We start from the raw sequence: 23,404 nt of genomic DNA on the forward strand, positions 1-23,404 counted from the left end.
TCCTTTGCACAGTGAGAATAATTCTGTTACTATTGTGTAAAGGATTTATACAATTTAAAATAGGAGAGATCTTTATGCATACAAATGCCATTCGTAAACTTAAACCCCTAGCTCAGACTAGATTTTTAAACCTCTATGATGCTGAATATGAAAATAAAAAGGGTATGACTAAACACTGGATGATTGCTTCACGTAAAGACTATGATACTTTAAGTACGCAATACTTCCATAAAGGTGAAGAAAAGACAGATGCCGTTGTCATTGCAGCTCTACATAAGGAAAGTAATAAACTGGTTTTGATTAAACAATTCCGCTTACCACTTAACGATTATATTTATGAATTACCAGCTGGTCTTATTGACCCTAATGAAACACCAGAAACAACACTTGGTCGTGAACTTAAAGAAGAAACAGGCCTTGAGCTTGTATCTCTTGTAAAGGCTCAAGATAAACTCTATCTTTCTGCTGGTATGACAGATGAGTCTGTATGCCTCATGTACTGCATTTGTACAGGAGAAGTATCTATAGATTATCTAGAGGCTGATGAGGATATTGAGCCTTTCCTTGTATCGAGAGAAGATGCCGAGAAGCTTTTACAAAGCGGTGAAAAACTAGATATTAAGACGTATCTACTTTTACAAAGTTTTGTAAAGCTAGGTAGTGCTTTATTTACAGAATAAAACTTGACAAATAGATAAATACTTTATATACTAAACGAAATATTTCAAATTCTATGACGAGGAGAGTATCTTAATAAATGTATTCCCAGCGAGTAGGAACAGAGTGGAAGTCCTACACTACACATTAAGAGAAGAGGACCTTATCAGAAGCCTATCTGAACCCATTAAATAAGTAGGATATGCCGTTAACTGCGTTAAAGTTATGAGTGGGTCTTAAAATAAGACCAATTTGAGTGGTACCACGGAATGAATCCGTCTCTTATTTCATATAAGAGGCGGTTTTTTTATACCCTAAAATCCCAATAGGAGGTTAATAAATTATGAAAACCTTATTATCTATGCTTACAGAACTTGTAGGCAATACTTTTACATCGTGTGGCTATAACCATACGTATGGTCAGGTAACCCTATCTAATAGACCTGACCTTTGCCAATTTCAGTGTAATGGGGCTTTAGCTGCTGCGAAAGCTTATAAGAAAAGCCCTATACTTATTGCAAAAGAAGTAGTAGAACATTTACAAAATCAATCTTACTTTGAAACAATCCAGTATATTGCTCCAGGCTTTATCAATATAACACTGCAGGATGATTATTTAGTAAGCTACTTAAATAATGTAGCTCTTAGCCCGCAATTTGGATGCACCCCTATAGAAAACCAAGAAACGGTTATTATTGATTACGGCGGTGCTAATATTGCTAAACCTCTTCATATAGGACATCTTAGAACAGCTATTATTGGTGAAAGTCTTAAACGTATGTATCGTTTTTTAGGCTATAACGTATTAGGAGATGTCCATTTAGGTGACTGGGGACTTCAGATTGGACTTATTATTGCAGAAGTAAAAAAGCGTCACCCAGAACTTCCTTATTTTGATGCATCGTATAAAGCGGATTATCCTAATGAGGCTCCTTTTACAATTTCAGAATTAGAAGAAATTTATCCTGTGGCAAGTAGCTATGCGAAAGAACATCCTGAATTTATGTCTGAGGCAAAAAATATCACTTTTTTATTCCAACAGAACCATCCTGGCTACAAAGCTTTATGGCAGCAAATCTTAAAGGTTTCTATAGATGACCTGAAGAAAAACTACACAGCTTTAAACGTACACTTTGATTTATGGAAAAAGGAAAGTGATGCTCAGCCTTATATTCCTAAAATGATTGAAAATCTTAAAGAACTTGGGCTAGCCTATGAAAATGATGGCGCTGTAGTTGTAGATATTAAGGAAGATGCCGATACACGTGAAATGCCACCTTGTATTTTAGTGAAATCTGATGGTGCAACTTTATATAGTACAACCGATTTAGCGACTTTGATCGAGAGAAAACAGCTCTTTAACCCAAATGAAGTTATCTATATTGTGGATAAAAGACAATCCTTACATTTTGAACAAGTCTTCCGTACAGCTCGAAAAGCTGAACTTATTCCCCCTACAACAAAACTTACCTTCCTAGGTTTTGGTACAATGAATGGTACAGATGGTAAACCTTTTAAGACAAGAAATGGTGGAGTAATGAGATTAGAGCAACTAATTGAAGAAGTTCATACAAAAGTTTATGCCAAGGTTGCTCAGAATAAAGCTATCTCAAAAGAAGAAGCCCTTATAATCTCTAAACAAATTGGTCTTGCTGCCTTAAAATATGGAGATTTATCCAATCAAATTTCAAAAGACTATGTCTTTGATTTAGAACGTTTCACTTCATTTGAAGGTAATACAGGACCTTACCTTCTTTATACTGCAGTACGTATGAGTGCTCTATTAGAAAAAGCCTCTCTAGTAGATGTCCGAAGTAAGATAGATGCTCCAAGTAGTGAAATGGAACGTGCACTGATGCTTAAACTTGCTTTATTTAATGAACTCGTTCCTGAAAGTATTATGCAATATAGCCCACATAAACTTTGTCAGTATCTTTATGAGCTTTGTAACTTATTTAATCGTTTCTACCATGAACATAAAATACTTACAGAATCCAACATTTCCAAACAACAATCTTGGCTTAAACTTACTGCACTTTGTAAGGAAATGCTTGTAACAGGCTTAGACCTTCTTGGTATAGAAGTTCCTCATAAAATGTAATAAATGTACCTATTAAAATTTCAATGCTATTTTATATAGGTATTAAAGATATAGTATTTGTTTTATTTAAAATAATAAAGTAGAACATGGTGCCTGTAAAGTCATTACTAACTTAGAGGAATGAAAATTCTAAATATTTACACCAGTACCTTATAGCAAATAAACAATGATTGCTTAGGAGGATAATAAAATGTATCGTAACATTGAAGCTTTATTTATTGACAGAGATGGAACCATAGGTGGAGATGCTTCTGTAACCTATCCAGGAGCATTTAAACTCTATCCTTTTGCCAAAGAGGCACTTGAACTTGCTAAGAGATATAATATACCTCTTTTTGCCTTCTCTAATCAACCAGGCATTTCAAAAGGAGAATGTACACTGCAGGCTTTTGAAGACGAACTATTAAGCTTTGGATTTAGAGAAGTATATATCTGTCCACATAGCCATACTGAAAATTGTTCTTGCCGCAAGCCTAGTCCAGAAATGTTATTAACAGCCTCTCAGACCTATCAATTGAATAGAAAAAATTGCGTCGTAATAGGAGATAGATGGAGCGATATGTTAGCAGCCTCTCAAGCTGGTATGCAGGCTATTTTGGTTAAAACAGGGGCAGGAGAAGAAGCTTTAGGAAAATATCGTCATAAATGGATTGACTTTGAACCTATGTATACTGCTAAAAACCTATTAGACGCAATGAATTGGTTATTAAATAAATAACATAAGAACCCACCTATAAAATCATATATCTAATTCTCGCACTATTTGGGCAGCTATAGACTACTCATTAATAATTCACCCTTCAACTCATAATATTAAATGAAATATACGAACTGATTAGTGTGTAAATTTACCAAAAACTATTATTCATGATATTATTGACAATATTTAATATTAAAGGTACAATTAATAAAAATATAAGACAAAGCATTGACGAGGAGGAGTACATACTCATTGGATTAGCAGAGAGAAGATGGATGGTGAAAATCTTCATGAAGAGAGTATGGAAGTAGCCTTTGAGCTGTGAAATGAAAAGGGATTCCCCAGAGTAGACTTCACCGGAAATTTCCACCGTTAAAAGGAAAGCAGTATCGGATTTATAACTACACATCCCGCACTGTTCGAGAGCAGATGATTTTCATCTGAATTTAGGTGGTACCACGGACATAAAGAGTTCGCCCTAAGCATATTTGACATATGCTTAGGGCGTTTTTTGTTTTATATTTTATAATCTAAAGGAGGATGAAATGATGCAAAAACATTATGATGCAGCAAGCATTGAAAAAGAAATGCAACAACTTTGGGAGGAGAATGATATTTATAGCTATAGATATGATAACCAGAAACAAACTTATTCTATTGATACGCCACCTCCAACAGTAAGTGGACAATTGCACATAGGACATATTTTCTCTTATACTCAGGCAGAAATAATTGCTAGATTTAAAAGAATGCACGGATATAACATATTCTATCCTTTTGGTTTTGATGACAATGGTTTACCTACAGAAAGACTAGTAGAAAAAGAATACCATTTATTAGCCAGAAACTTATCTAGAGAAGAAATGACCACAAAATGTACTGAAGTAGCTCAAAAATATGAACATGAATTTACATCTTTGTGGAAATCGATGGGTTTTTCAGTTGATTGGAATTTACAGTATGAAACAATCAATCCTACAACAACACGTATTTCTCAGCGTCTATTCTTGGATCTCGTAAAGAAGGGAAAAGCCTATACCAAAGAAGCCCCAGTACTATGGTGTACTGAGTGTCAAACATCTATTGCTCAAGCTGAATTAGAAACAGTAGAAAAGGACACAAGTTTTAACTATATACCATTTGAAGTAGACAATGAACAACTAATAGTAGCAACCACTAGACCTGAGCTACTGTATGGCGTAGTAGCTTTATTTATCAATAGTCAAGATTCACGTTATAAAAAGTATATTGGAAAGAAAGCTATTACACCTTTATACAAACATGAAATTCCTATCTTAGGAGATGATAACGTTGAATTAGATAAGGGTACCGGAATTGTTATGTGTGCTACTTTTGGAGATATAACAGATACAAAATGGTATGATAAATATCAGCTGCCTTACAAAAAAGTTATTTTGCCTAATGGAACAATCGATAATGAAATTCCTTTTATTGGAGGATTAAGAGTAGAAAAGGCAAGAGAAATTATCATTGAGGAGCTAGTTAAACAAAACCTATTAATCAAACAAGAAACAATGACACATTTAGTAGCTTCACATGAGCGTTGTGGAAAATCTGTAGAAATTATTCCTTCTAAACAATGGTACATTGATATATTAACTGATAAGGATCGTTATCTACAAGCTGCTGATGAAATTAATTGGCATCCAATCTCAATGAAAAACCGTTATATTTCATGGGTTCAGAACCTAAAATGGGATTGGTGTATTTCGAGACAACGCTATTTTGGAGTACCTATTCCAATCTGGTACTGTAAGAAATGTGGAGCCGTTATTCTTCCACAAGAAAAAGACTTACCTATTAATCCTTTAGGAGAGACCCCTAAAACTATCTGTAAGTGTGGTGGAACTACCTTTATCCCTGAAACTGCTGTAATGGATACTTGGGCCACTTCATCTATAACACCACAAATTAATCGCAAATGGCACGAGCATGACGAAAGATTAGAGTTAGAAATCCCAATGAGCCTTAGAACACAAGCTCATGAAATTATAAGAACTTGGGCATTTTATACTATTGTTAGAAGCTTATATCATACGGGTAAACTACCTTGGAAGGACATCATGATTTCAGGATTTGTTCTTGCAAAAAAAGGAGAGAAGATAAGTAAATCCAAAAATAATGGTAAACTTTCTCCCAAAACATTAATTACAGAACATTCCGCTGATGCTTTGAGATATTGGGCCGCTAATACAAAACTTGGGGCTGATACATTTTTTTCTGAATCAGAGTTAATGCCCTCAAAGAGATTTATGAATAAACTATGGAATGCAAGTAAATTTAGTTTTATGCATTTACAGGATTTTGATAAAAACCTATTACTTTGTAAAAATAAACCTCATTTACTTCCAGCAGATAAATGGATATTAGAGCGAATAAATCAAACAATGCTAACATGCACTAAATTGTTAGACCAATATGAAATAGGTCTAGCAAGACACGAAATAGATGACTTGTTTTGGAAAGATTTTTGTGATGATTATTTAGAAATTGTAAAAGATAGATTATATAAACCCCATATTCATGGTGAAAAAGAAAGATGTGCTGCACAATACACTATTTATTATGCATTGCTTAATATTCTTAAGTTATATGCCATCTATATTCCTCATCAAACAGAGTATATTTATCAAAGCTTTTTCAGAGTATATGAGAAATGTATTTCTATACATCTGATGGAGTGGAAAATTAACGAGGAAATAAATAATAGTATTCTAGGGTTTGGAATTGAATTGAAAAGGGTATTAGGAGAAATACGGAAATATAAATCAGAGAATAATTTATCTATGAAGACTGAACTAAAAGAATTTATAATAATAACGGATGCAATATATATTGATTACTTTATAAGAGAATCAAAAGATATTAAAGCTTGTGGCACAATAGGAGATCTTATAATTAATACGCGATAGACTTAGGCACTAATAAAATATAAAACATAGTTAATAGATCCACTTGGAGATTAACCGTGTTTTATATTCTATACATGATAGAAGAGAGGAAGTTAAATGTAAACACTTTTGTGTCAAAAACAATATATTAACACATTTATGTCACTATACATTATAGATGGGTTTTAGGTATAAGAAGAGCGGTTTTCTTTATACAAGTAACTCTTCGCGAAATACAAGTTATCTATACCTAAATCTCTATAAGTATTATTATTGATAGGGTTATCTATATTGTATATATAGAGTATAGATAACCCTATTATATGTATTGTACTTTGTATAAATTCAGAATTTTTAGTATAAACTATACTATCCTATTAATTAGGAATATGCTATACTTAATTAATGATATTCTTATAAGCCAATAGCTGAGAATTTAAGGAGGATGATAATTATGGAAGATAGCGTAAAAGGAACTGTGATTTCTGTTATTAAACTAGGGGGACTCAAAGTTATTAATCAGGTACAATTTCCACATCTAATAACAGTTCAATACAATGTGAATGAAACTACTTATAAAAAAAGAAAGTATATCAGTGCAAGCAATATTTGTCCTCAACAAGGTGATTTGGTAGTTGTATTGTATAAGAAAGAAAAACCTTCTAAGTGCAGAATTACGCTATAAAAGATATCTTGACAAATGGTTATTTTTTTCAACAATATCAGATACTGTTGACAATAGAAAACCCTACCTATAAAACAAATTGTTTAATAGCAGAACAGGAAGCCTTATAGGTGGGTTTTAGGTATAAGAAGAGCGATTTACTTATATAATGAACTATTCGCGAAACACAAGTTTTACGAAATTTTTACTGTATAAGTAACTGAAAGTACCTTATGGGGCACTCTTTTTATATTTTTTTATGTATTATACACTTTCCTTTTGTACTTTCTACATTCTTAATTTTTAATCTAATAAAATTTTAGAACATATATTTCAATCCCCTAGGATCTTTATGTTAATTATAAGTTTCTACCAGAGATTTCTGTATATACTGATACCATAGCATTCTTAATTGTTCACCAGCACCATATTTCATTTTATAGCTTTTGCCATCTATCAATAGATAAGGATTACAAAGGCTTAATTGTATTTTATTACCATCTTTCATATTTAACGTAAAATGTATCATACTTACTTCATATTTATTAGGCCTTTCTTCCTCTTGAATAATAATCCTTTTTAGAAGTCTTGATAGCACTTTTATATGTTCACTTTCTTCAATACGCACACTTACATCACTAAAATCTGTATTTAATAAAATATCTCCTATTTCATCTGCTACGAGATGCTCAAAGGGCTTATTACCATAATTATTACTTATCATAAATATAATAATGATACTTATAATAATTACCATGTATCCTATATTCTTTTTCATAGTTTTCTCTATTCCTTTCTCTATCTTTTCACAGTATGGTTATTCGAGTATTCAAATTCCTTGAGCAATCCTATTATAATAATATTCTTCTTTTTTATTCTTTCTTTGTTCTATATATTCTTATATTTATCATATTCATTATATTTTTACAATAAAATTTACAGAAATATTCAACTTTCATTACAAAAATAACTAAATAAATTATATGCCTTCTACATAAACTAAATTAAAAAAATAAGTAGATTAAATAACTTAAAAGCCCCCTATTAAATAGAGGAGCTTTTTAAGTTATTTAATCTTTCAATTTCTCTCATAGGGGCATCGAGTGCCTCTCCCGTTGTGATACCATGATCTTCTTGTAAGACCATCATGTATTGTTCCCATATTTTTATTGCTTTTTCATACTCCCCTCGTTCTTCATATAAAGGTGCTAGGGAACATAATCCATCTACCAATCTAGGTTTTTCTTGCATATCAAAGCACTGATGGTAATCCTTCATGGCTTCTTCTACTCTATCTAATTTTAAGAAACGGTCTGCACGACATGCGTATACTTGCCATATATGGGTAAAGCGTTTAACTGTCTCATTCCATATTTCAACTGCTTCTTCTCTATGTCCTAAGCCTAATTGTATATCTCCTTCAAAAATATAGAATACATAACGATCTTCTACTTTCCTAGCCTGCTTAATCACTCGCTCTGCTTCCTTAAATCTAGAATCAGCAATAAGCTGGTTAATGAGTATAATATACCCTGTTATATATGTTGGGTTCTGTATAATGAAGTTCTGATAAAACTTTATGAGTTCTGAATGATTATCAATATAACCATCTCCTGTAATACCTTGGCTAGCTTCTATCAGTCTTACATGTAAAGAGCGATTAGTTGGCTCATAAAGTAATGCCTCTTTAGCATAGGTTTTAGCTAATTCATGATCTGATTTTGCCCTATGGTTATAAAGTTTAGACAATAAACAAAGTGCCTCTATATTTTGTGAATCTTGCATAAGCAATTCATTTAGGAACTTCTTTGCATAGGCAAACCCTTCATCTGAAATAATACGCTCATTCAGTAACATGTTATCTATACGTTTAAAATGCTCCTCATCTGATAATTTGAAGAAATCATCTATTGTCACACCAAAAAATATAGAAAGCTGTGGAAGTAATGCAATATCTGGTGTATTAGCATCTGTTTCCCATTTAGAGACTGCTTGGTAAGAAATCCCTAAATAATTGGCAAGTTCTTCTTGTGTAATGCCTTTTTGCAATCGTAGGCTTTTAATACATTTACCTATTTCTAATTTCATGCCTGCTTCTCCTATCTTACCACTATTTAATACTTGAATAATTCGGCCGCCTCATTACAACTTTATTTTAAGGTATATACTTTCATTAAACAATAAAGCATTTCTAGAGTCTACTCAAACGTAAGTTGAGTCAAATAGGAGTTGTCTCTACCATGTAGTAGGCTTCGTTAAATGTTTTGGTAATTGAGTTGCTTTATTTCCTCTTGCGGCATTAACCTGCATTTGTGTTAGAAAAATGCTCTCACTTAAATCTGTATTTTGAATGTTAGTATCTCGTAGATCTGCTCCTAAAAAGTTAGTGCCTTTTAAGCTACACCCTTCTAAATTAGCCATAATCAAAAAGGACATGCTGAAATCTTTCCCATCAAGATTTGCCCTTTTAAAGTTTTTCCCCATATAATCTACTTTTTTAGGCTGACTAGTATTTATGCCTTTTAAAATAGTATTAACGCTTTTTCTATAACTCTCTATATCTAGCATCAGAATTTCATTAGGGGATAATGTTGTCATATGCTCATTCTTCCTTATGAGTGTGCGTATGTCTTCTTGCATCTTTTGATTATTACTCATCCTATAAGTCTCCAGCAAATACCATAGCATCTGATGTAATTGTGTAACAATATGAAAAACCTCGAACATCTGCTGTCGGCAATGAGGGCTCTTTCTCCAGTCTTCCCCTTTGTAAATTATTTGTGTAACCTTTTGACCTGCTCCAAAGCAATCATAGGAAAGACAGCCTTTTAATTTTCTTTCTATAAGCTCATGATGACTGTGACAACGAAAGTCTGGCAATAAATTTTTACATGGTGTACCCGCTACTTTATCGTAAGGCAAGCCATCTGTTTTAGTGCAGTATAATGCAATGCAACATAGCCCACAACACTTTTGGCAATCTATAGTTAAGGCATTGTATAATTTTTCCATTTAAGTTTCTCCTATAAGGATTTATTGCTCAAATCCTTTTTATTAATATAATTACATATTATCATACAATTTTATAAATCTATATACTAGTATAAAGTAAGGTTCATCTTTTGCTACTTTACTATTCTTTTGGATCATACTTTCTAATTGACGTTAATAAAATTTTTTATAATTTTATGACGCATTTGCTATACTTATCCGTATATATATAAGTGTAAGGACGTGAAACGAATCCTAGGCCAGTTTCATATCCTACATCTTGTAAGTTGTTGAGTAAACAGTTAGTCCCCCCTTCTAACTTCTAGCTCATTCACTTACATGAACTTTGCAGCAAGCGTCGTGGCAGCTCTTGTTGCAAGGGGCATCACCTATATATAAGTACTCAAGACTTTACCAGTTTCAAATGAATAAGATTAGGCTCATCTATCCTAAGTCTTAGCGTCCTACGTGCTACCCCAATAGTCTTAAGGTGATACATGCAGTGGCATCCCTTTCCCCTATAGCCTCTTGGTCATACCCACCTAGTACCTACAGCCTTATATAAGAAATGTCTCACCTATTCATTCTACTCTTGTAAAACCTTAAGTTACTTAAGTTTTGCCACAAAAAACCCGCATAAAACCATTATTAAGGGGGATGGTTTTATGCTAGCTTATATTGTAAAAATCCTCGTAGTTCTTTTACTACGAGGATTTTTCTATCTATTTTTTGATATATTGCTCATAAACAGCTATTATAGAATTAATAGAAACAATTAGATAAAAGGCTGCAATAGAAAAGCCACTTCCTGTTTCAAGCATCTGATAAGTCCATAAAATCGTTCCACAAACACCTGACATTAAAGTAATCATATAGGCATTTTTATAGCAGAATGCGAGCAATAAACAAGCACTCACACTAAATACAAAGAATACACTATCAACTAGTACATTGGTACTATTAGAGAGTTGAAGCACAAAATACATCACAATGCCTAGGGCAATCATTGCAAACCCTAACATACTATTTTGCCTAAAAGACATTTTCTTCATAATAGCTTCTGTACTTTCCTTCTTTTTTCTCCAACTTATAAAGCTATATAGGGCCATTGGTGCCTGTAAAAAGAGCATAAATATAAAAGTGGCATAAATCTGTCCATTATAAGCTAGTATTCCATTTGTAATGGCATAGACAAATCCAAATAAGAATCCTACTGGGTTATTCAAAGATACAAGGAAATTAAATACCACACCTATAATAGAAACACCTATGGCATACCAAGTATCACTTGAAAAAATACCGGATAGTAAAATAATAATGAATTGTATAAGGAGTATTAATCTATATTTTTTATTATTCATTATCTTCTATGCCTCTTATAGATTGCAAAGAACAAGCTTGAAATCTAGTGTGTTTTCCTGCGGAATGTCTAACGGCTCACCACAATAATTTCCCCATGCCAATTTTGGATAATAATCTCCAAGTGCTATTTGTAAGTGAGGTATTAATTTTTCATTTATCGTATCATATTCTACGAATGCTCCTAGATGACTATTTATTGGTGTTACACATAAGTTACTACCATCTACAAAATGAACAGTATAATCCTGAATATGATTACGTCTTGTTCTAAAATCATTGGTGATTCCCTTACTATTATCCTCAAATAGGAAATAATTTGCCATATCCTGTTCCCAGCACCATTCAGGTTTTACACCATACTCATCTTTAAGCATATCACTATTACACCTTCTTAAATAAGCAGTCCCTTCATTTCTTCCAATATGATGTTCAGGATAAGTGCAGTACAGTCCCTTACGATGCCATGAAATAGCCTCAACCTTATCAAGCAATCTATATCTTACGCCAAGCTGCTCCACTTGCTCTAGCTTTGTATCATCATCTAGGATACTTATAAAAGTATGTAGATCCACCCCGTCAAAAATCATTTTAATATAAGCTCCTGACAGGTTATCATATCTTTCACGCAGCGTCATAACAGCTAATCCATTTTCTATTTGGTATATAACCTCTTCCGTTTGCACTACTGCTACCTCTTGTTCATTCATATAGAGGTAAGGTCCAGTTACCGCAGGGTCCATTTGCCCTGATTTACAGTAAGAAGCCTTGCCTGTATGCTTATCAAAGTATAGAGAGGCAGAAGGTGTATTTATACTAACCTTGTCCCTATTTTCTACTATCTCAAAGGATTGTTTTAAACTTATTTCTGTTAAAGAATCTACTGATACTACTTGTGTTAAATGATATGCATCAATTAAGAGATCGTTATAATAAAAGCTTACATTTATGCTATTGCCTTGAACATTAGCCCCTAATAGCTTAATAACACCATCTTGGTGAGGGGGAATATCTTCCTGAATAAAGCCATCATAAAGTAGATCTCCCTTTTCATCTGTACAAATCATCTTTACTTCTTTTAAGGAAGTATGATCAAACCAATTTCTTAAATAAAGTATAATATCCTTACCCAAAGTACTTCTATCTGCATCAAGGCGTATAGGTGAAAAGGCTTTTTTAGTTAAATAAGCTTCTGGCTTCTCTCGTTTATAAGCATCAAGTACAGCTCCCCATTCACCATATCCTGCAGCTTTACCTTTTGAATGATGCTGATGTGACTCACTTGTACCCTCTGGTATATAAAACACATCATCAATCCCTCCCCATATAGCACATCCAAGGGCACCATCTGTTTTAAATATATTTTCCCAACCTTTCTTAATACTTTCTCCCCAAGCCTCACGGCAGCTGTTATCACGTATCAAGTCTTCTAGGTTATAACAAGCTACATGTGCAAATTCATCATGTAATATAGGCATCTTATCATTCCCTAACAAACCTGTTACCGATGCATAGTGCTGACTATAAAGGTCATATGGCACCGGATTTGACTTAACTGTATAAGGATAGCTAAATATAACCGGTCTTGTTGGGTCTTCTATCTTAACATAGTCATACTCTGTTCTAAATGCATAAGTACGTTCAAAGCCTGACTCATTGGCTAAGGACCAGATGATAACAGATGGATGATTTCTGCTACTTTCTATCATTTCAGCAAAGCTATTTACAAAGTCTTGCGGTGGATTATAAATATCATAACCATTGTCTCCTTTAAAGCATGCTGAATTCTCTTGCTCTACATAAATGCCTAGCTCATCACATACGTCTAATAAATACTGTGAGGCTGGATAATGAGAGGTTCTAATATGATTAATGTTATTTTTCTTATAAGCAAGGATTTCATTTCTTATATCTTCCTTAGTCAAAGATCTACCATATAAATGAGAAACATCATGTCTACATACACCACGTAATTTAATCTCATGTCCATTGATATAAACTTTATTGGCATCTGTATGACGCATGCCCCCATAACAAATTTGTCTAAACCCAACTTTATGATGATTCTCCTGAAGCATTACATGACCATCCCATAAGGATATTTTCACTTTATATAAATGTGGATGTTCCGCATCCCATAATTTTGCTCCCTCTACATCCATCTCAAGGCATACAGAATAAGTATTACATTCATACGGTTTATCTGAATACTGGTCAATATAGCGTGCCTCAAACTTTCTATCATTCTCATAAGCTTCTTGATTTTCTGCTTTCCAATTTTCATCTGGGTGCATTATAAGTTGATCTTTTGGGAAGATCCATGTATCTAAATAGCTTAAGTCAATAGAATGAATTTCACTTACCATAAGCTGATTATGCTCATCTAATAATTCAGCCTTTATTTGTATAGGCTCATTATTTGTATATAACTGTAAATCAATCTTTAAAACAGCATCGTTATACGCATCATCAAGAATAGTATCTATATGTGTTCTTGCAATGTAGTTTTTAGGCAGTGCATAAAGTGTAATATCGCGCAGGATGCCTCCAATATTATGATGTGCATAATAACTTGCCCAAGCAGAGTCACTAATCACCTGCCCATTTGGATTCCATACGCCAGGATGGTCTCCTTCTATATCTGCGACACCTACAATAAGCGTTACTTCTTCTTCCTGTGCAAGTGCTGTAATATCACAATCCCATGAAGTAAAGCCGCCTACATGTGTTTTGATATATTGATTATTGACCCATATACGTGCATTGGAATAGACGCCTTCAAATCTTAAGAAGACTCTATTTTGAGCATATTCTTTTGGAATAGTAATTTTTCGTCTATAGTAATACTCCACATTATTTTGAATATCATATCCCTGCATTATCAAAGAACTTGGTACAATAATCTCGTCCCATTTTATTTCATCAACTGTATTAAAATCATAATCTTGATTTTTAGCAAAAGGTGAAGGAATATCTTTGATTTCCTCAAATAAAAATTGCCATTCATTCTTTATACGATTGGTCAAACATAGGCTACTACATGAACTCCCCTCTAGCTGGGCTGGAATAGGCGGTAAAAGAGGCGTTTGCCATACTTTATTTATAAAATCTGCTTTTCTAATCATTTTATATCTCCTTTTATACTTTACCTTATTTCATCCTATATTGATTCCTAAAATCCTTTGGTGAAACACCTGTTTTCTTTTTAAAAATTAGACTAAAATATTGAAAGCTGTTATATCCCACATTCATGGCAATATCTGAAATAGATACTGACGTATTTTTTAATAAATCCTTAGCTCTTTCTATCCTAAGCATAGTCATATATTCAACGGCACTAAAACCAACCTGCTCCATAAAAAGTCTTCTTAAATATCGTGAACTTATTTTATAAGTCCTAGCTAACGCCTCTATATGAATATCTTGTTCATAGTGGTCATCCATATAAGATAGGACTGCTTCTAAGAGGTTATTTTCACACTTTTGTTTAATTAAACGCATTCTGTCTATATGCATGGATAAAAGAATAAAAAGCTTTTGTACCTCCATATTAAATAAAAGTTTATTATATTCGGCATAACTGCTGTAGTTAGAGTATGTATACAGATTATTCATATTCTCTAGAACATCTGTACAGTTGGTAATCTTAAAATAAGGCTGTTTACTTTTAAACAATATGAGACAATCCAGCTTTTCGTTTACTTCTAATAACTTAAAACCAAATTGTGTAATTTGACACTTTTGCATACCATCTACCATAAAACTATGCCGATAAGAAGGAGGTATAATAATACACTCCCCTTGTCTAAGCGCAACATTCTTATCTTCTGCAGTCATGATACATCTTCCTAAATTGACATAATTTATTTCATATTCATCATGAAAATGTTCATCATAAATATAATTGGCACAAAACTCTAGTTTGCATAAATTTATATTGTCTATGCTTACTATTTAACTCACCTCCCATTAAAAACAAATAAAATTCTATATTTATTTTAGCTCTTCCATCCTACTACTTCTATAAAATTATAGGAAAACATTCTTAAACTTTTATATTTTTCGGAACAACCATTTAAGTAAGTATTTCAAATAAAAATCCTCGTAGTTCTTTTACTACGAGGATTTTTTACTTATTTAATATGAGCTTGCCAAATACCAAAAGTTGTAAACACAATAATAGCAATAACCAATAAAGCAATAACCCTATTCATCGTTTTTAAAGAAACATTGAGATGATCATATACATTTTCTTTCATAGACATAAGTGTTGTATTAGGCAGCTCTTGATTTTCTTCTTGTTCTGCTTCTGCCTTTACTTTTTGTTCATCATCCATACTTTTATGCACTCCTATTTCCTACTTATTTTTTAGCAATATATTTTCTTACGTCAATTGAAACAGCTAAAATAATGATAAGGCCTTTAATAATATACTGTAGATAGGGGTTAACGCCTAAAAAGTTTAAGCTGTAGTTGATTACTTGAAGAATAATAACGCCAATGATAACCCCTGGAATAGTTCCAACACCACCTGCAAAAGAAACACCACCGATAACACACCCTGAAATGGCATCTAAGTCATAGTTAAGTCCTGTCCCTGTATTAACAGATTGGATACGTCCAGCTTCAAGAAAAGCTGCAATACCATACAAAACACCAGCTACTAAATAAACCCCCATAATACTTCTAGAGATATTGACACCTGATACAGCTGCTGCTTCCATATTCCCACCGATAGCAAACATATTTTTACCGAGTGTTGTCTTATTCCAAATAATCCATACAACAACTGCAGCAATAGCAAAGTAACAAATTAAATAAGGTAATTTAAAATTGCCAATAGGAAAAGAGCCATTTACAAAATTAATAAATTTTTCGTTAAAGCTAGAAATAGCCTGAGCCCCGCCTTCTTGACTATCAATGTAGATACAGGTACAACCAAAAGCAATAAGCTGTGTACCTAAAGAAACAATGAAAGCATGTAGTTTAAGCTTTGCTACACCAAATCCATTGATCATACAGAAGATTACACCAATGGTTATACTTGCTAGTAAGGGAAGAATAAGTGGTAAATCCTCTGTAATACCAGGATACATCCTTGACGCATAAGTCACAGACTGTACTAATGAAGCAGATACTGCTGCACAGCATCCTAAAATACGTCCTGCTGAAAGGTCTGTTCCAGCAAGTACAATCATTCCGGCAACACCTAAAGCCAAAATACCTCTCGTAGATGCTTGTGTTAAAATCTTAATAAAGTTAGAAACAGATAAGAATTTAGGATTAATACAAATAACGACAATAATCATAATCCCTAAAATAATATAGAGTGCATAGTTTAATAAAAACTCATTGATTCTTTCTTTATCCCATTTACGTGTTTTTGTTTCTCCCATTTGATCCCCCTCCTAGTTAAATATATTTTGCAGCTAATCGCATAATTTCTTCTTGCGCATTCCCCGCATAGTCTTTTTTCATATCTAAAATACCTGCCACCTTTCCATTACTCATAACAAGAATACGATCACAGATTCCAATAAGCTCTGGCATTTCAGAAGAAACCATTACAATACCTTTTCCTTTATTAGCTAAATCAATAATAAGCTGATAAATTTCATATTTTGCTCCTACATCAATTCCTCGGGTCGGCTCATCTAAAAGAAGTACTTCTGGGCTAGTGAGTAACCATCTCCCTATAATAACCTTTTGCTGATTACCACCTGATAAAGATTTAATATGTGTTTTAGAAGAAGGTGTCTTCACTTTCATACTATCAATAACCCATGTTGTATCTTCTTCCATCTTCTTATCAGATAAAAAGCCTCTTTTTTTATAAGCTGCTAAATTAGCTAATACAGAATTAAATGTAATGCTTTGAAGTGGAATAATCCCTGTTGCACGTCTTTCCTCTGTTAATAAAGCAAAACCATTTTTAATGGCCTCTTTGGCATTTCTATTTTGTATAGGCTTACCATGCAGAATGGCTTCTCCTTTTTCCTTATGAGCTGTTCCAAAAAGTGTTTCAAGTAATTCTGTACGTTTAGAGCCGACCAGCCCTGCTATACCTAGAATTTCACCTTTATGTAAGTTAAATGAAACATCCATACAAGTTGGCATGTACTTTCCTGTTAACCCTTTTACCTCTAATAACACATCTCCTATTTCATTCGTCTTAGGTGGGAAACGATTTGTTAAACTACGTCCTACCATTAGCTTTATAATTTCATCTGTTGTCAAATCTTTTGCCTGTTTGGTGGCAATCCATTTACCATCTCTCATGACTGTTACATCATCTGATATTTGAAGAATTTCCTCCATTTTATGAGAAATGTAAATCATGCCTACACCTCGTTGACGTAGTCTATTAATAATGCCAAATAAATGCTCTACCTCTTGCTTAGTTAAAGAAGATGTAGGCTCATCTAATACTAATATCTTGGCATTATATGAAACGGCTTTCGCTATTTCTACCATCTGTCTTTGAGAAACAGATAGTTTACCAATGAGCATTTTAGGATCTACTTCTATATTCAGATCCTTAAAAACTTCTAAAGTATCTTCATACATCTTTTCATGATCAATAAACCCCATTTTTTTAGGAAAACGTCCTAGCCATATATTTTCCATAACACTTCTTCTTAGTACTTGGTTCAGTTCTTGATGTACCATAGCTACACCATGATCTAAGGCTTGTTTGGGATTATCAAACCTAATCTCTGTTCCTTCTATTTTGATGCTTCCTGCATCCTCTTGATAAATCCCAAACAAACACTTCATCAGTGTACTTTTTCCGGCTCCATTCTCACCCATTAAAGAATGTACTGTGCCCTTACGTAGCATTAACTGTGCACCATCTAATGCTTTAACACCAGGAAACTTCTTCTCAATTCCTTCCATCTCTAACACATACTCTGTGCCCATAGCATTCCCCCCTTTTCTTCCTCTCTTTTCATAAAAGGAGTATCCTTAAATAACTTGATCTATTTAAAGATACTCCCCTATTTTAGTATTTTACGATTTATTGAACAGTTGAATAAGGAATACGTACAGAAATACCATCTTCTGCTAATGTATAGTCTGTACCTTCTAAGTAGTCTTTATCTAAAGCTACATTTGTTGCAATAGCTACAATAGCTTTACCCATTGCATCACCATCTTGTTTAACTGTTGCTGCCATTTTACCTGAATTAATAGCTTCAACACCTGCATCTGTTGCATCAACACCTAAAACAGGAATCCATTTTTCACCATCTGCTGATAAGTTATAATCAGAACCATTAAGGGCTGCAACAACACCAAGTGCCATATCATCGTTATTACAAAATACTGCTTCAATCTCTCCATCATGGGCTGCTAAGACAGCTTCCATAGCTGTTTGCGCTTGGTCTGTTGCCCAGTTTGCTACAATAGGATCACCATTGACATTTTCCATAATTAAGCCATTAGCTTCGGCTTGAGAAACAGCATAAGAAGTACGTGCTTCGGCTTCTGGGTTACCAGGTTCTCCTTTAAAGACTAGGTATTGAACTTTACCATCTCCATTAAGGTCATACTCTGGGTGTTCTTTCCACATTTGTGATAAGATATCACCTTGCATTACACCTGCTTCTGAGGCTGTTGTTCCAATAAAAATCCCTTCACAAGATTGAATAACAGAAGCATCTGGCTCCCTGTTAAAGAATACAGCTGGAATGCCTGCAGCTTTTGCTTTATCTGCAAGTCCTTGTGCAGATCCTGTGTCTACTGCATTAATAGCTAATACATCAACACCTTTTTCAATTAAAACATCTAATTGGTCATTTTGTTTGGCTTGGTCACCTTGTGCATCCTGCATATCTAATGTAATAGCTACATTTGCCTCTTTTGCATATTTTTCAATGGCAGAACGTACTGTAGAGATATAAGTATCATCATATTTATAAATGAGGATACCCATTGTAATCTCTTCTTTCTGTGCTTCGGCTGTATCTGTTTCAACCTTTTCGGGTTCCTTAGTCTCTTCAGCTGGCTTTTCACTACTTGTTGATGTCTCTGGTTCACTTGGTGTCGTAGGTGCCTCGCTACATCCTGTTAATGACATTGCCATCATCGTTGCTCCTACTACCATTCCTATCCATTTCTTTTTCATATGATCCCCTCCAAAATAATAAACACATCTTTAATAACCTTATTGATGTGTTTATTATACCTTTATTAAATTTTCTTTTACATGAGATTTTCTTTTATCTATCTATAAAAATCTTAGATATATTTTCCCCACGGCATCCACATATACTTGTTATCTTCTAACTCGAGCTGGTCTACAAATTCCTCACCTTTAATAAGTGCATCACATAGTGTAAAAATTTGTCTTGCATAAAGTTTTTGATCTGACACAACAGTACCTAGTAAAGTGCCTTTATCTACAGCCTCTCTACCTTGTGGTGTTCCATCAATTCCCACAATAGCAATACTTTCTCCTTCTAACTTTTCAATGGCATCTGCTGCACCTAATGCCATATCATCATTATTGGACAAAATAAGTTCTATTTCTTCTTGTTCATGACTTAACCATTGTTCGACTAATGCAGCAGCTTGATTTCTATCAAAATTAGCACACCATCCTGCTACTCTTTTTAATTCTAGCCCTTTTTCTTCCAGTGTCTTAATGGCATATTCTGTACGAATAACAGTATCCTGATGCCCTGCTTCACCTTCTAAAATAGCATACTCAATAATCCCATTTTGATTTTTATCTATAAGCTCTGGATTTTGTTTATAAGCTTCTATAATAAGTTCACCTTGCATAATGGCTGACTCTTTTGCATTAGAGCCAATATAGTAGACACTATCACTTCGATACATATCTTCCTCTACAGGTTGTCTATTAAAAAATACAAGTGGGATTTGTGCGCTTGCTGCTTGATCAATTAGACTAGCGGCACTCGTTCGATCTACGATATTAACACAGATAACGTCATAATCTAATGCAATGTATTTTTGCACTTGTTCATTCTGAGTTAACTGGCTTTCTTTAGCATCTGAAATATCTAATTTAATCGTAGTCTCTCTAAGTTGCTCTTCTTCCTTTATAATTTTTTCAAGTTCTGTAACAATAGAAGCAATAAACGTATCACTAGCCTTATATGTACATACCCCTATCTTAACAACTTTATTTTCTTCATGCTTTAAGTCAGTATTTATGTAATTTTTAAAGAGTAGAAAACAAACGAATACTATAGTAATAATCAATAAATATCTTTTCTTTTGATTCATCCCACATCTCCTTATTAGTGAATAGGAAATAATATTTTTTCATAGAACGTTCCATAGATATTATCTTTTGTAATAAGCCCCCCTATAACCTTTTGGTCATAAGCTACTTTTTCATGTTGTAATAAAGCCACTGCTGAAGCTAAACTTAAGTACCCTAAATCGTAGTCATTATGTATAGAAAGTGCTTGAATAAGTCCTTTCTCTAAATCACTTAAAAGGCTACTCGTATAACCTATTCCATAAATGTATAAATTCTGCTCCTCTAGTGTTCTATACTGAGTCATCAACAAGTTTAAAGTCATAGTATCTAAGGTCACTAGTCCAGTCTCGATCCCCTTCTCGTTCAGTTCTCTAAGTAAGGTAACGAGCTCTTCTTCTGTTTCATAGTAAAGACATTCAACTCCTACATTATTTTCTTCTAATACCTCTTTTAGCCCCTTTAACCTCTGATTTACATTGCTTCTTTCAATTCTAGGTGCAATGGTATAAATAAATCGCAAGTTATCTTCAATAATCTTTCTACCAAGTTCTTGTACCCTTGCTAGTTCATCACCATGTATCCATACATCTACTACCTGTTCTGGCAAATAAGTTCCTACACAAATAATAGGAATATTCCAGTTTTCCTGTATTAAATATTCCTTGGTTAACTCTGCATCTACAGGAAACAAAATAATAACTTCTGCACCATTGGCAACTTCCCTTTCTACCAGTTTCATTTGCTGCTCTGCATGATTAGCCTCATATAAAGTCACTATATTGACTTCTGTAGTCCACTCCTTATCCACTTGCTTCATACCTAATTTAATATTTTCAAAAATAGCATCACTTGTTTCATTTAAAATAACAGAGATTTGATATATATCCGTTTCTTGTTCTTTATAAAACAAATCTGTTGAAGAAATAAGATAAAGCATGACTAATAGAATAAAGGCTAAAATATATAAGATATCATTTTTATGTTTCATCCTTTACACGCCCTTTTCTTCTTTTTCATAGATAACCTTTGGAAGGTGTACAATCATTTTGGTTCCCTCATCTGGCTCAGATTCAATCTGTATGCCATAAGCCTCCCCAAAATAGAGTTTAATACGCTCATTTACATTACTTACACCTATTCCTGATCCTCTTTTAGAAGATTGGATCTCACCTTTTAATAATTGATTAATACGTTCCTTTGTCATACCAAGTCCATTATCACTTACTGTAATGTACACTTCACTTTCTTCTACATAAGCTTGTACACGAATAAGACCATCCCCATCCATATAGACCATACCGTGGTAAATGGCATTTTCTACGAGAGGCTGAATAATCAGTTTGATTGTTGCGAATGACTTAGCTTCTTCTGTTATCTCAATATCATACTCAAACTTATTTTTATACCGAAGCTGCTGTATAGTTAAGTAATTTCTCACATGCTCAATTTCGTCTGCAATAGAAATAATATGCTTGCCTTTACTTAAGCTAATTCTAAAGAATCTGGCTAAAGCTGTAACCACTTTAGCTGCATCCTGCTGTCTTTCATTCTCAATCATCCAAACAATAATATCTAGCGTATTGTATAAAAAGTGTGGGTTAATTTGTGATTGCAGTGCGTCTAGTTCACTCTTTCTCTTAGATTCATGTTCTTTTACTATATCCTCCATTAACTTTTTAATTTGCTCAGCCATTTTATGTACGGATTGCCCCAGGTGGTGTACTTCATAAAATCCTTCTGCCTTAATACACGTATCTAGTTTTCCCATTTCAACTTCTTTCACGGCTTTTTCTAGATTTCTAATGGGTTTAGATACCTTTGTCGAAATAATAGAATTAATAAGTACAAGGCCCATAGTGAAAAACAAAAATAGAAAAATAAAGAAGATGTTACTTTTCTTATTGTTTAAACTCACTGCATTGGGGAAAATAACACCTTCTATAGTCCAGCCTGTATATCCTACTGTTTTAATAATGACTTGTCTTTGTTTGCCTTCAAATACTTCATTATAAATGCCATCATTATAATGCATGGCAGCTTGTGTATTTTCCTTATAGATACCTGATGCTAATAACTGCTGCTTAGGATGATAGATGATGGCACCTGTTTGATCCATCATATAGACATAACCTTCTTGCCCAAGTGAAATATTACTAAACAATTGTTTAATCCCATCATAAGCCATATCTATTAATAAAACACCCTGTTTAACTTCACTCCCATAAGTCATTTGCACTGCTCTACTTAATGAAATGACCCATTCATACTCACCCTCATTTTCATTAAATAAATTTTGAATATGTAAAGTAGAAAAATGCATATTCTCACTTTTTTCAAGCGCACGTTTAAACCATTTTTGCTCGGCTGGATGAATACCTTCCTTTAATGAAGCTGCTGGCGCTAGAACAATGGGATCTCCTTCTTTGCTAAATAAAGCAATGTTTTTAATATAGTCTTTATTGGTTTCATAAAATAGCCTAAAAGTCTCATCAAAGTCTACTAATTGTATGTCCTGATCTTTAATGACCTTAAAATATAAAGTATCAGAAAGCTTCATCATATTTCTTACATAAGTATTGACAGCATTATTCACTTGATTGATTAAAGCCTGATTTTCCATCTGCATTTCATTATTAAGCTGCATAGAAAACCTACTATAAAAGGACAGTCCCATGAAAATAGTGGCTAAAGCTGCTGTAGCAGAAAAGGATACCCATACAATATTTCTTAAACTAAGTTGATGATAAATCTCCATCCACCATTCATTTATTCTTTTTAGCATAG

General features: G+C 33.5%; 18 protein-coding genes and 2 other annotated features. Of the genes, 5 read left to right on the plus strand and 13 right to left on the minus strand.

All coding sequences use genetic code 11. The features are described 5' to 3' along the window. Window positions 1–74: 74 nt before the first annotated feature. The 5 genes from ACLTBU_RS00245 (at window position 75) to ACLTBU_RS00265 (ending at window position 7,055) form a co-directional block, all read left to right on the plus strand. On the plus strand, window positions 75–680 hold the full coding sequence (locus ACLTBU_RS00245) for an NUDIX hydrolase (RefSeq protein WP_412217021.1): 606 nt from the start codon (window positions 75–77) through the stop codon (window positions 678–680). A 44-nt stretch (window positions 681–724) separates the two neighbouring features. Beyond that, window positions 725–943: a binding site (T-box leader), on the plus strand. A gap of 57 nt (window positions 944–1,000) precedes the next feature. Beyond that, window positions 1,001–2,758: an arginine--tRNA ligase gene (argS, locus tag ACLTBU_RS00250; RefSeq protein ID WP_249333943.1), complete on the plus strand. Its 1,758-nt coding sequence runs from the start codon at window positions 1,001–1,003 to the stop codon at window positions 2,756–2,758. Between the two features lie 190 nt (window positions 2,759–2,948). Next, window positions 2,949–3,476, plus strand: a complete 528-nt coding sequence (locus tag ACLTBU_RS00255) for an HAD-IIIA family hydrolase (RefSeq protein WP_412217024.1) — start codon at window positions 2,949–2,951, stop codon at window positions 3,474–3,476. A 201-nt stretch (window positions 3,477–3,677) separates the two neighbouring features. Next, window positions 3,678–3,942 (plus strand) — a binding site (T-box leader). 61 nt (window positions 3,943–4,003) lie between these two features. After that, window positions 4,004–6,391: a valine--tRNA ligase gene (locus ACLTBU_RS00260; RefSeq protein ID WP_412217025.1), complete on the plus strand. Its 2,388-nt coding sequence runs from the start codon at window positions 4,004–4,006 to the stop codon at window positions 6,389–6,391. 433 nt (window positions 6,392–6,824) lie between these two features. Beyond that, window positions 6,825–7,055 carry a sugar ABC transporter permease gene (locus tag ACLTBU_RS00265; protein ID WP_249333948.1) on the plus strand — a complete coding sequence of 77 codons (231 nt, stop codon included), beginning with the start codon at window positions 6,825–6,827 and terminating at the stop codon, window positions 7,053–7,055. A 334-nt stretch (window positions 7,056–7,389) separates the two neighbouring features. On the opposite strand, the gene ACLTBU_RS00270 is transcribed toward ACLTBU_RS00265, so the two are convergent. The 13 genes from ACLTBU_RS00270 to ACLTBU_RS00330 all read right to left on the minus strand — a co-directional run bounded on the left by ACLTBU_RS00270 (window position 7,390) and on the right by ACLTBU_RS00330 (window position 23,402). After that, window positions 7,390–7,812, minus strand: coding sequence for a hypothetical protein (locus ACLTBU_RS00270; RefSeq protein WP_249333950.1), 423 nt, complete (start codon window positions 7,810–7,812; stop codon window positions 7,390–7,392). Between the two features lie 266 nt (window positions 7,813–8,078). Beyond that, window positions 8,079–9,122, minus strand: coding sequence for a helix-turn-helix domain-containing protein (locus tag ACLTBU_RS00275; RefSeq protein WP_249333952.1), 1,044 nt, complete (start codon window positions 9,120–9,122; stop codon window positions 8,079–8,081). A 147-nt stretch (window positions 9,123–9,269) separates the two neighbouring features. Then, on the minus strand, window positions 9,270–10,046 hold the full coding sequence (locus tag ACLTBU_RS00280; RefSeq protein ID WP_412217028.1) for a pentapeptide repeat-containing protein: 777 nt from the start codon (window positions 10,044–10,046) through the stop codon (window positions 9,270–9,272). Between the two features lie 701 nt (window positions 10,047–10,747). Next, entirely contained in the window at window positions 10,748–11,386 is a 639-nt protein-coding gene (gene pnuC, locus ACLTBU_RS00285; protein WP_177669932.1) for a nicotinamide riboside transporter PnuC, read from the minus strand. Between the two features lie 15 nt (window positions 11,387–11,401). Next, window positions 11,402–14,509, minus strand: coding sequence for a glycoside hydrolase family 2 protein (locus ACLTBU_RS00290; protein ID WP_412217030.1), 3,108 nt, complete (start codon window positions 14,507–14,509; stop codon window positions 11,402–11,404). A 25-nt stretch (window positions 14,510–14,534) separates the two neighbouring features. Further along, window positions 14,535–15,338: a helix-turn-helix domain-containing protein gene (locus tag ACLTBU_RS00295; protein ID WP_412217336.1), complete on the minus strand. Its 804-nt coding sequence runs from the start codon at window positions 15,336–15,338 to the stop codon at window positions 14,535–14,537. 179 nt (window positions 15,339–15,517) lie between these two features. Further along, a complete protein-coding gene (locus ACLTBU_RS00300) occupies window positions 15,518–15,721 on the minus strand; it encodes a hypothetical protein (protein ID WP_249333181.1) in 204 nt (67 codons plus the stop codon). Window positions 15,722–15,746: 25 nt separating this feature from the next. After that, window positions 15,747–16,781, minus strand: coding sequence for a galactose/methyl galactoside ABC transporter permease MglC (mglC, locus tag ACLTBU_RS00305; protein ID WP_177669924.1), 1,035 nt, complete (start codon window positions 16,779–16,781; stop codon window positions 15,747–15,749). Window positions 16,782–16,797: 16 nt separating this feature from the next. Then, window positions 16,798–18,306, minus strand: coding sequence for a sugar ABC transporter ATP-binding protein (locus ACLTBU_RS00310; protein WP_412217031.1), 1,509 nt, complete (start codon window positions 18,304–18,306; stop codon window positions 16,798–16,800). 97 nt (window positions 18,307–18,403) lie between these two features. After that, window positions 18,404–19,513, minus strand: coding sequence for a substrate-binding domain-containing protein (locus ACLTBU_RS00315; RefSeq protein WP_412217033.1), 1,110 nt, complete (start codon window positions 19,511–19,513; stop codon window positions 18,404–18,406). A 113-nt stretch (window positions 19,514–19,626) separates the two neighbouring features. After that, entirely contained in the window at window positions 19,627–20,640 is a 1,014-nt protein-coding gene (locus ACLTBU_RS00320; protein ID WP_249333178.1) for a galactose ABC transporter substrate-binding protein, read from the minus strand. Window positions 20,641–20,654: 14 nt separating this feature from the next. Then, entirely contained in the window at window positions 20,655–21,608 is a 954-nt protein-coding gene (locus ACLTBU_RS00325) for a sugar ABC transporter substrate-binding protein (protein WP_412217035.1), read from the minus strand. 3 nt (window positions 21,609–21,611) lie between these two features. Beyond that, window positions 21,612–23,402 (minus strand): sensor histidine kinase, encoded by a 1,791-nt coding sequence (locus ACLTBU_RS00330; RefSeq protein ID WP_412217037.1) that lies wholly within the window; start codon window positions 23,400–23,402, stop codon window positions 21,612–21,614. Between the last annotated feature and the right edge of the window lie 2 nt (window positions 23,403–23,404).

The sequence above is a fragment of the Zhenhengia sp. genome, assembly GCF_046966505.1.
In the GTDB taxonomy this organism is placed as follows: Bacteria; Bacillota; Clostridia; order Lachnospirales; family Cellulosilyticaceae; genus Zhenhengia; species Zhenhengia yiwuensis.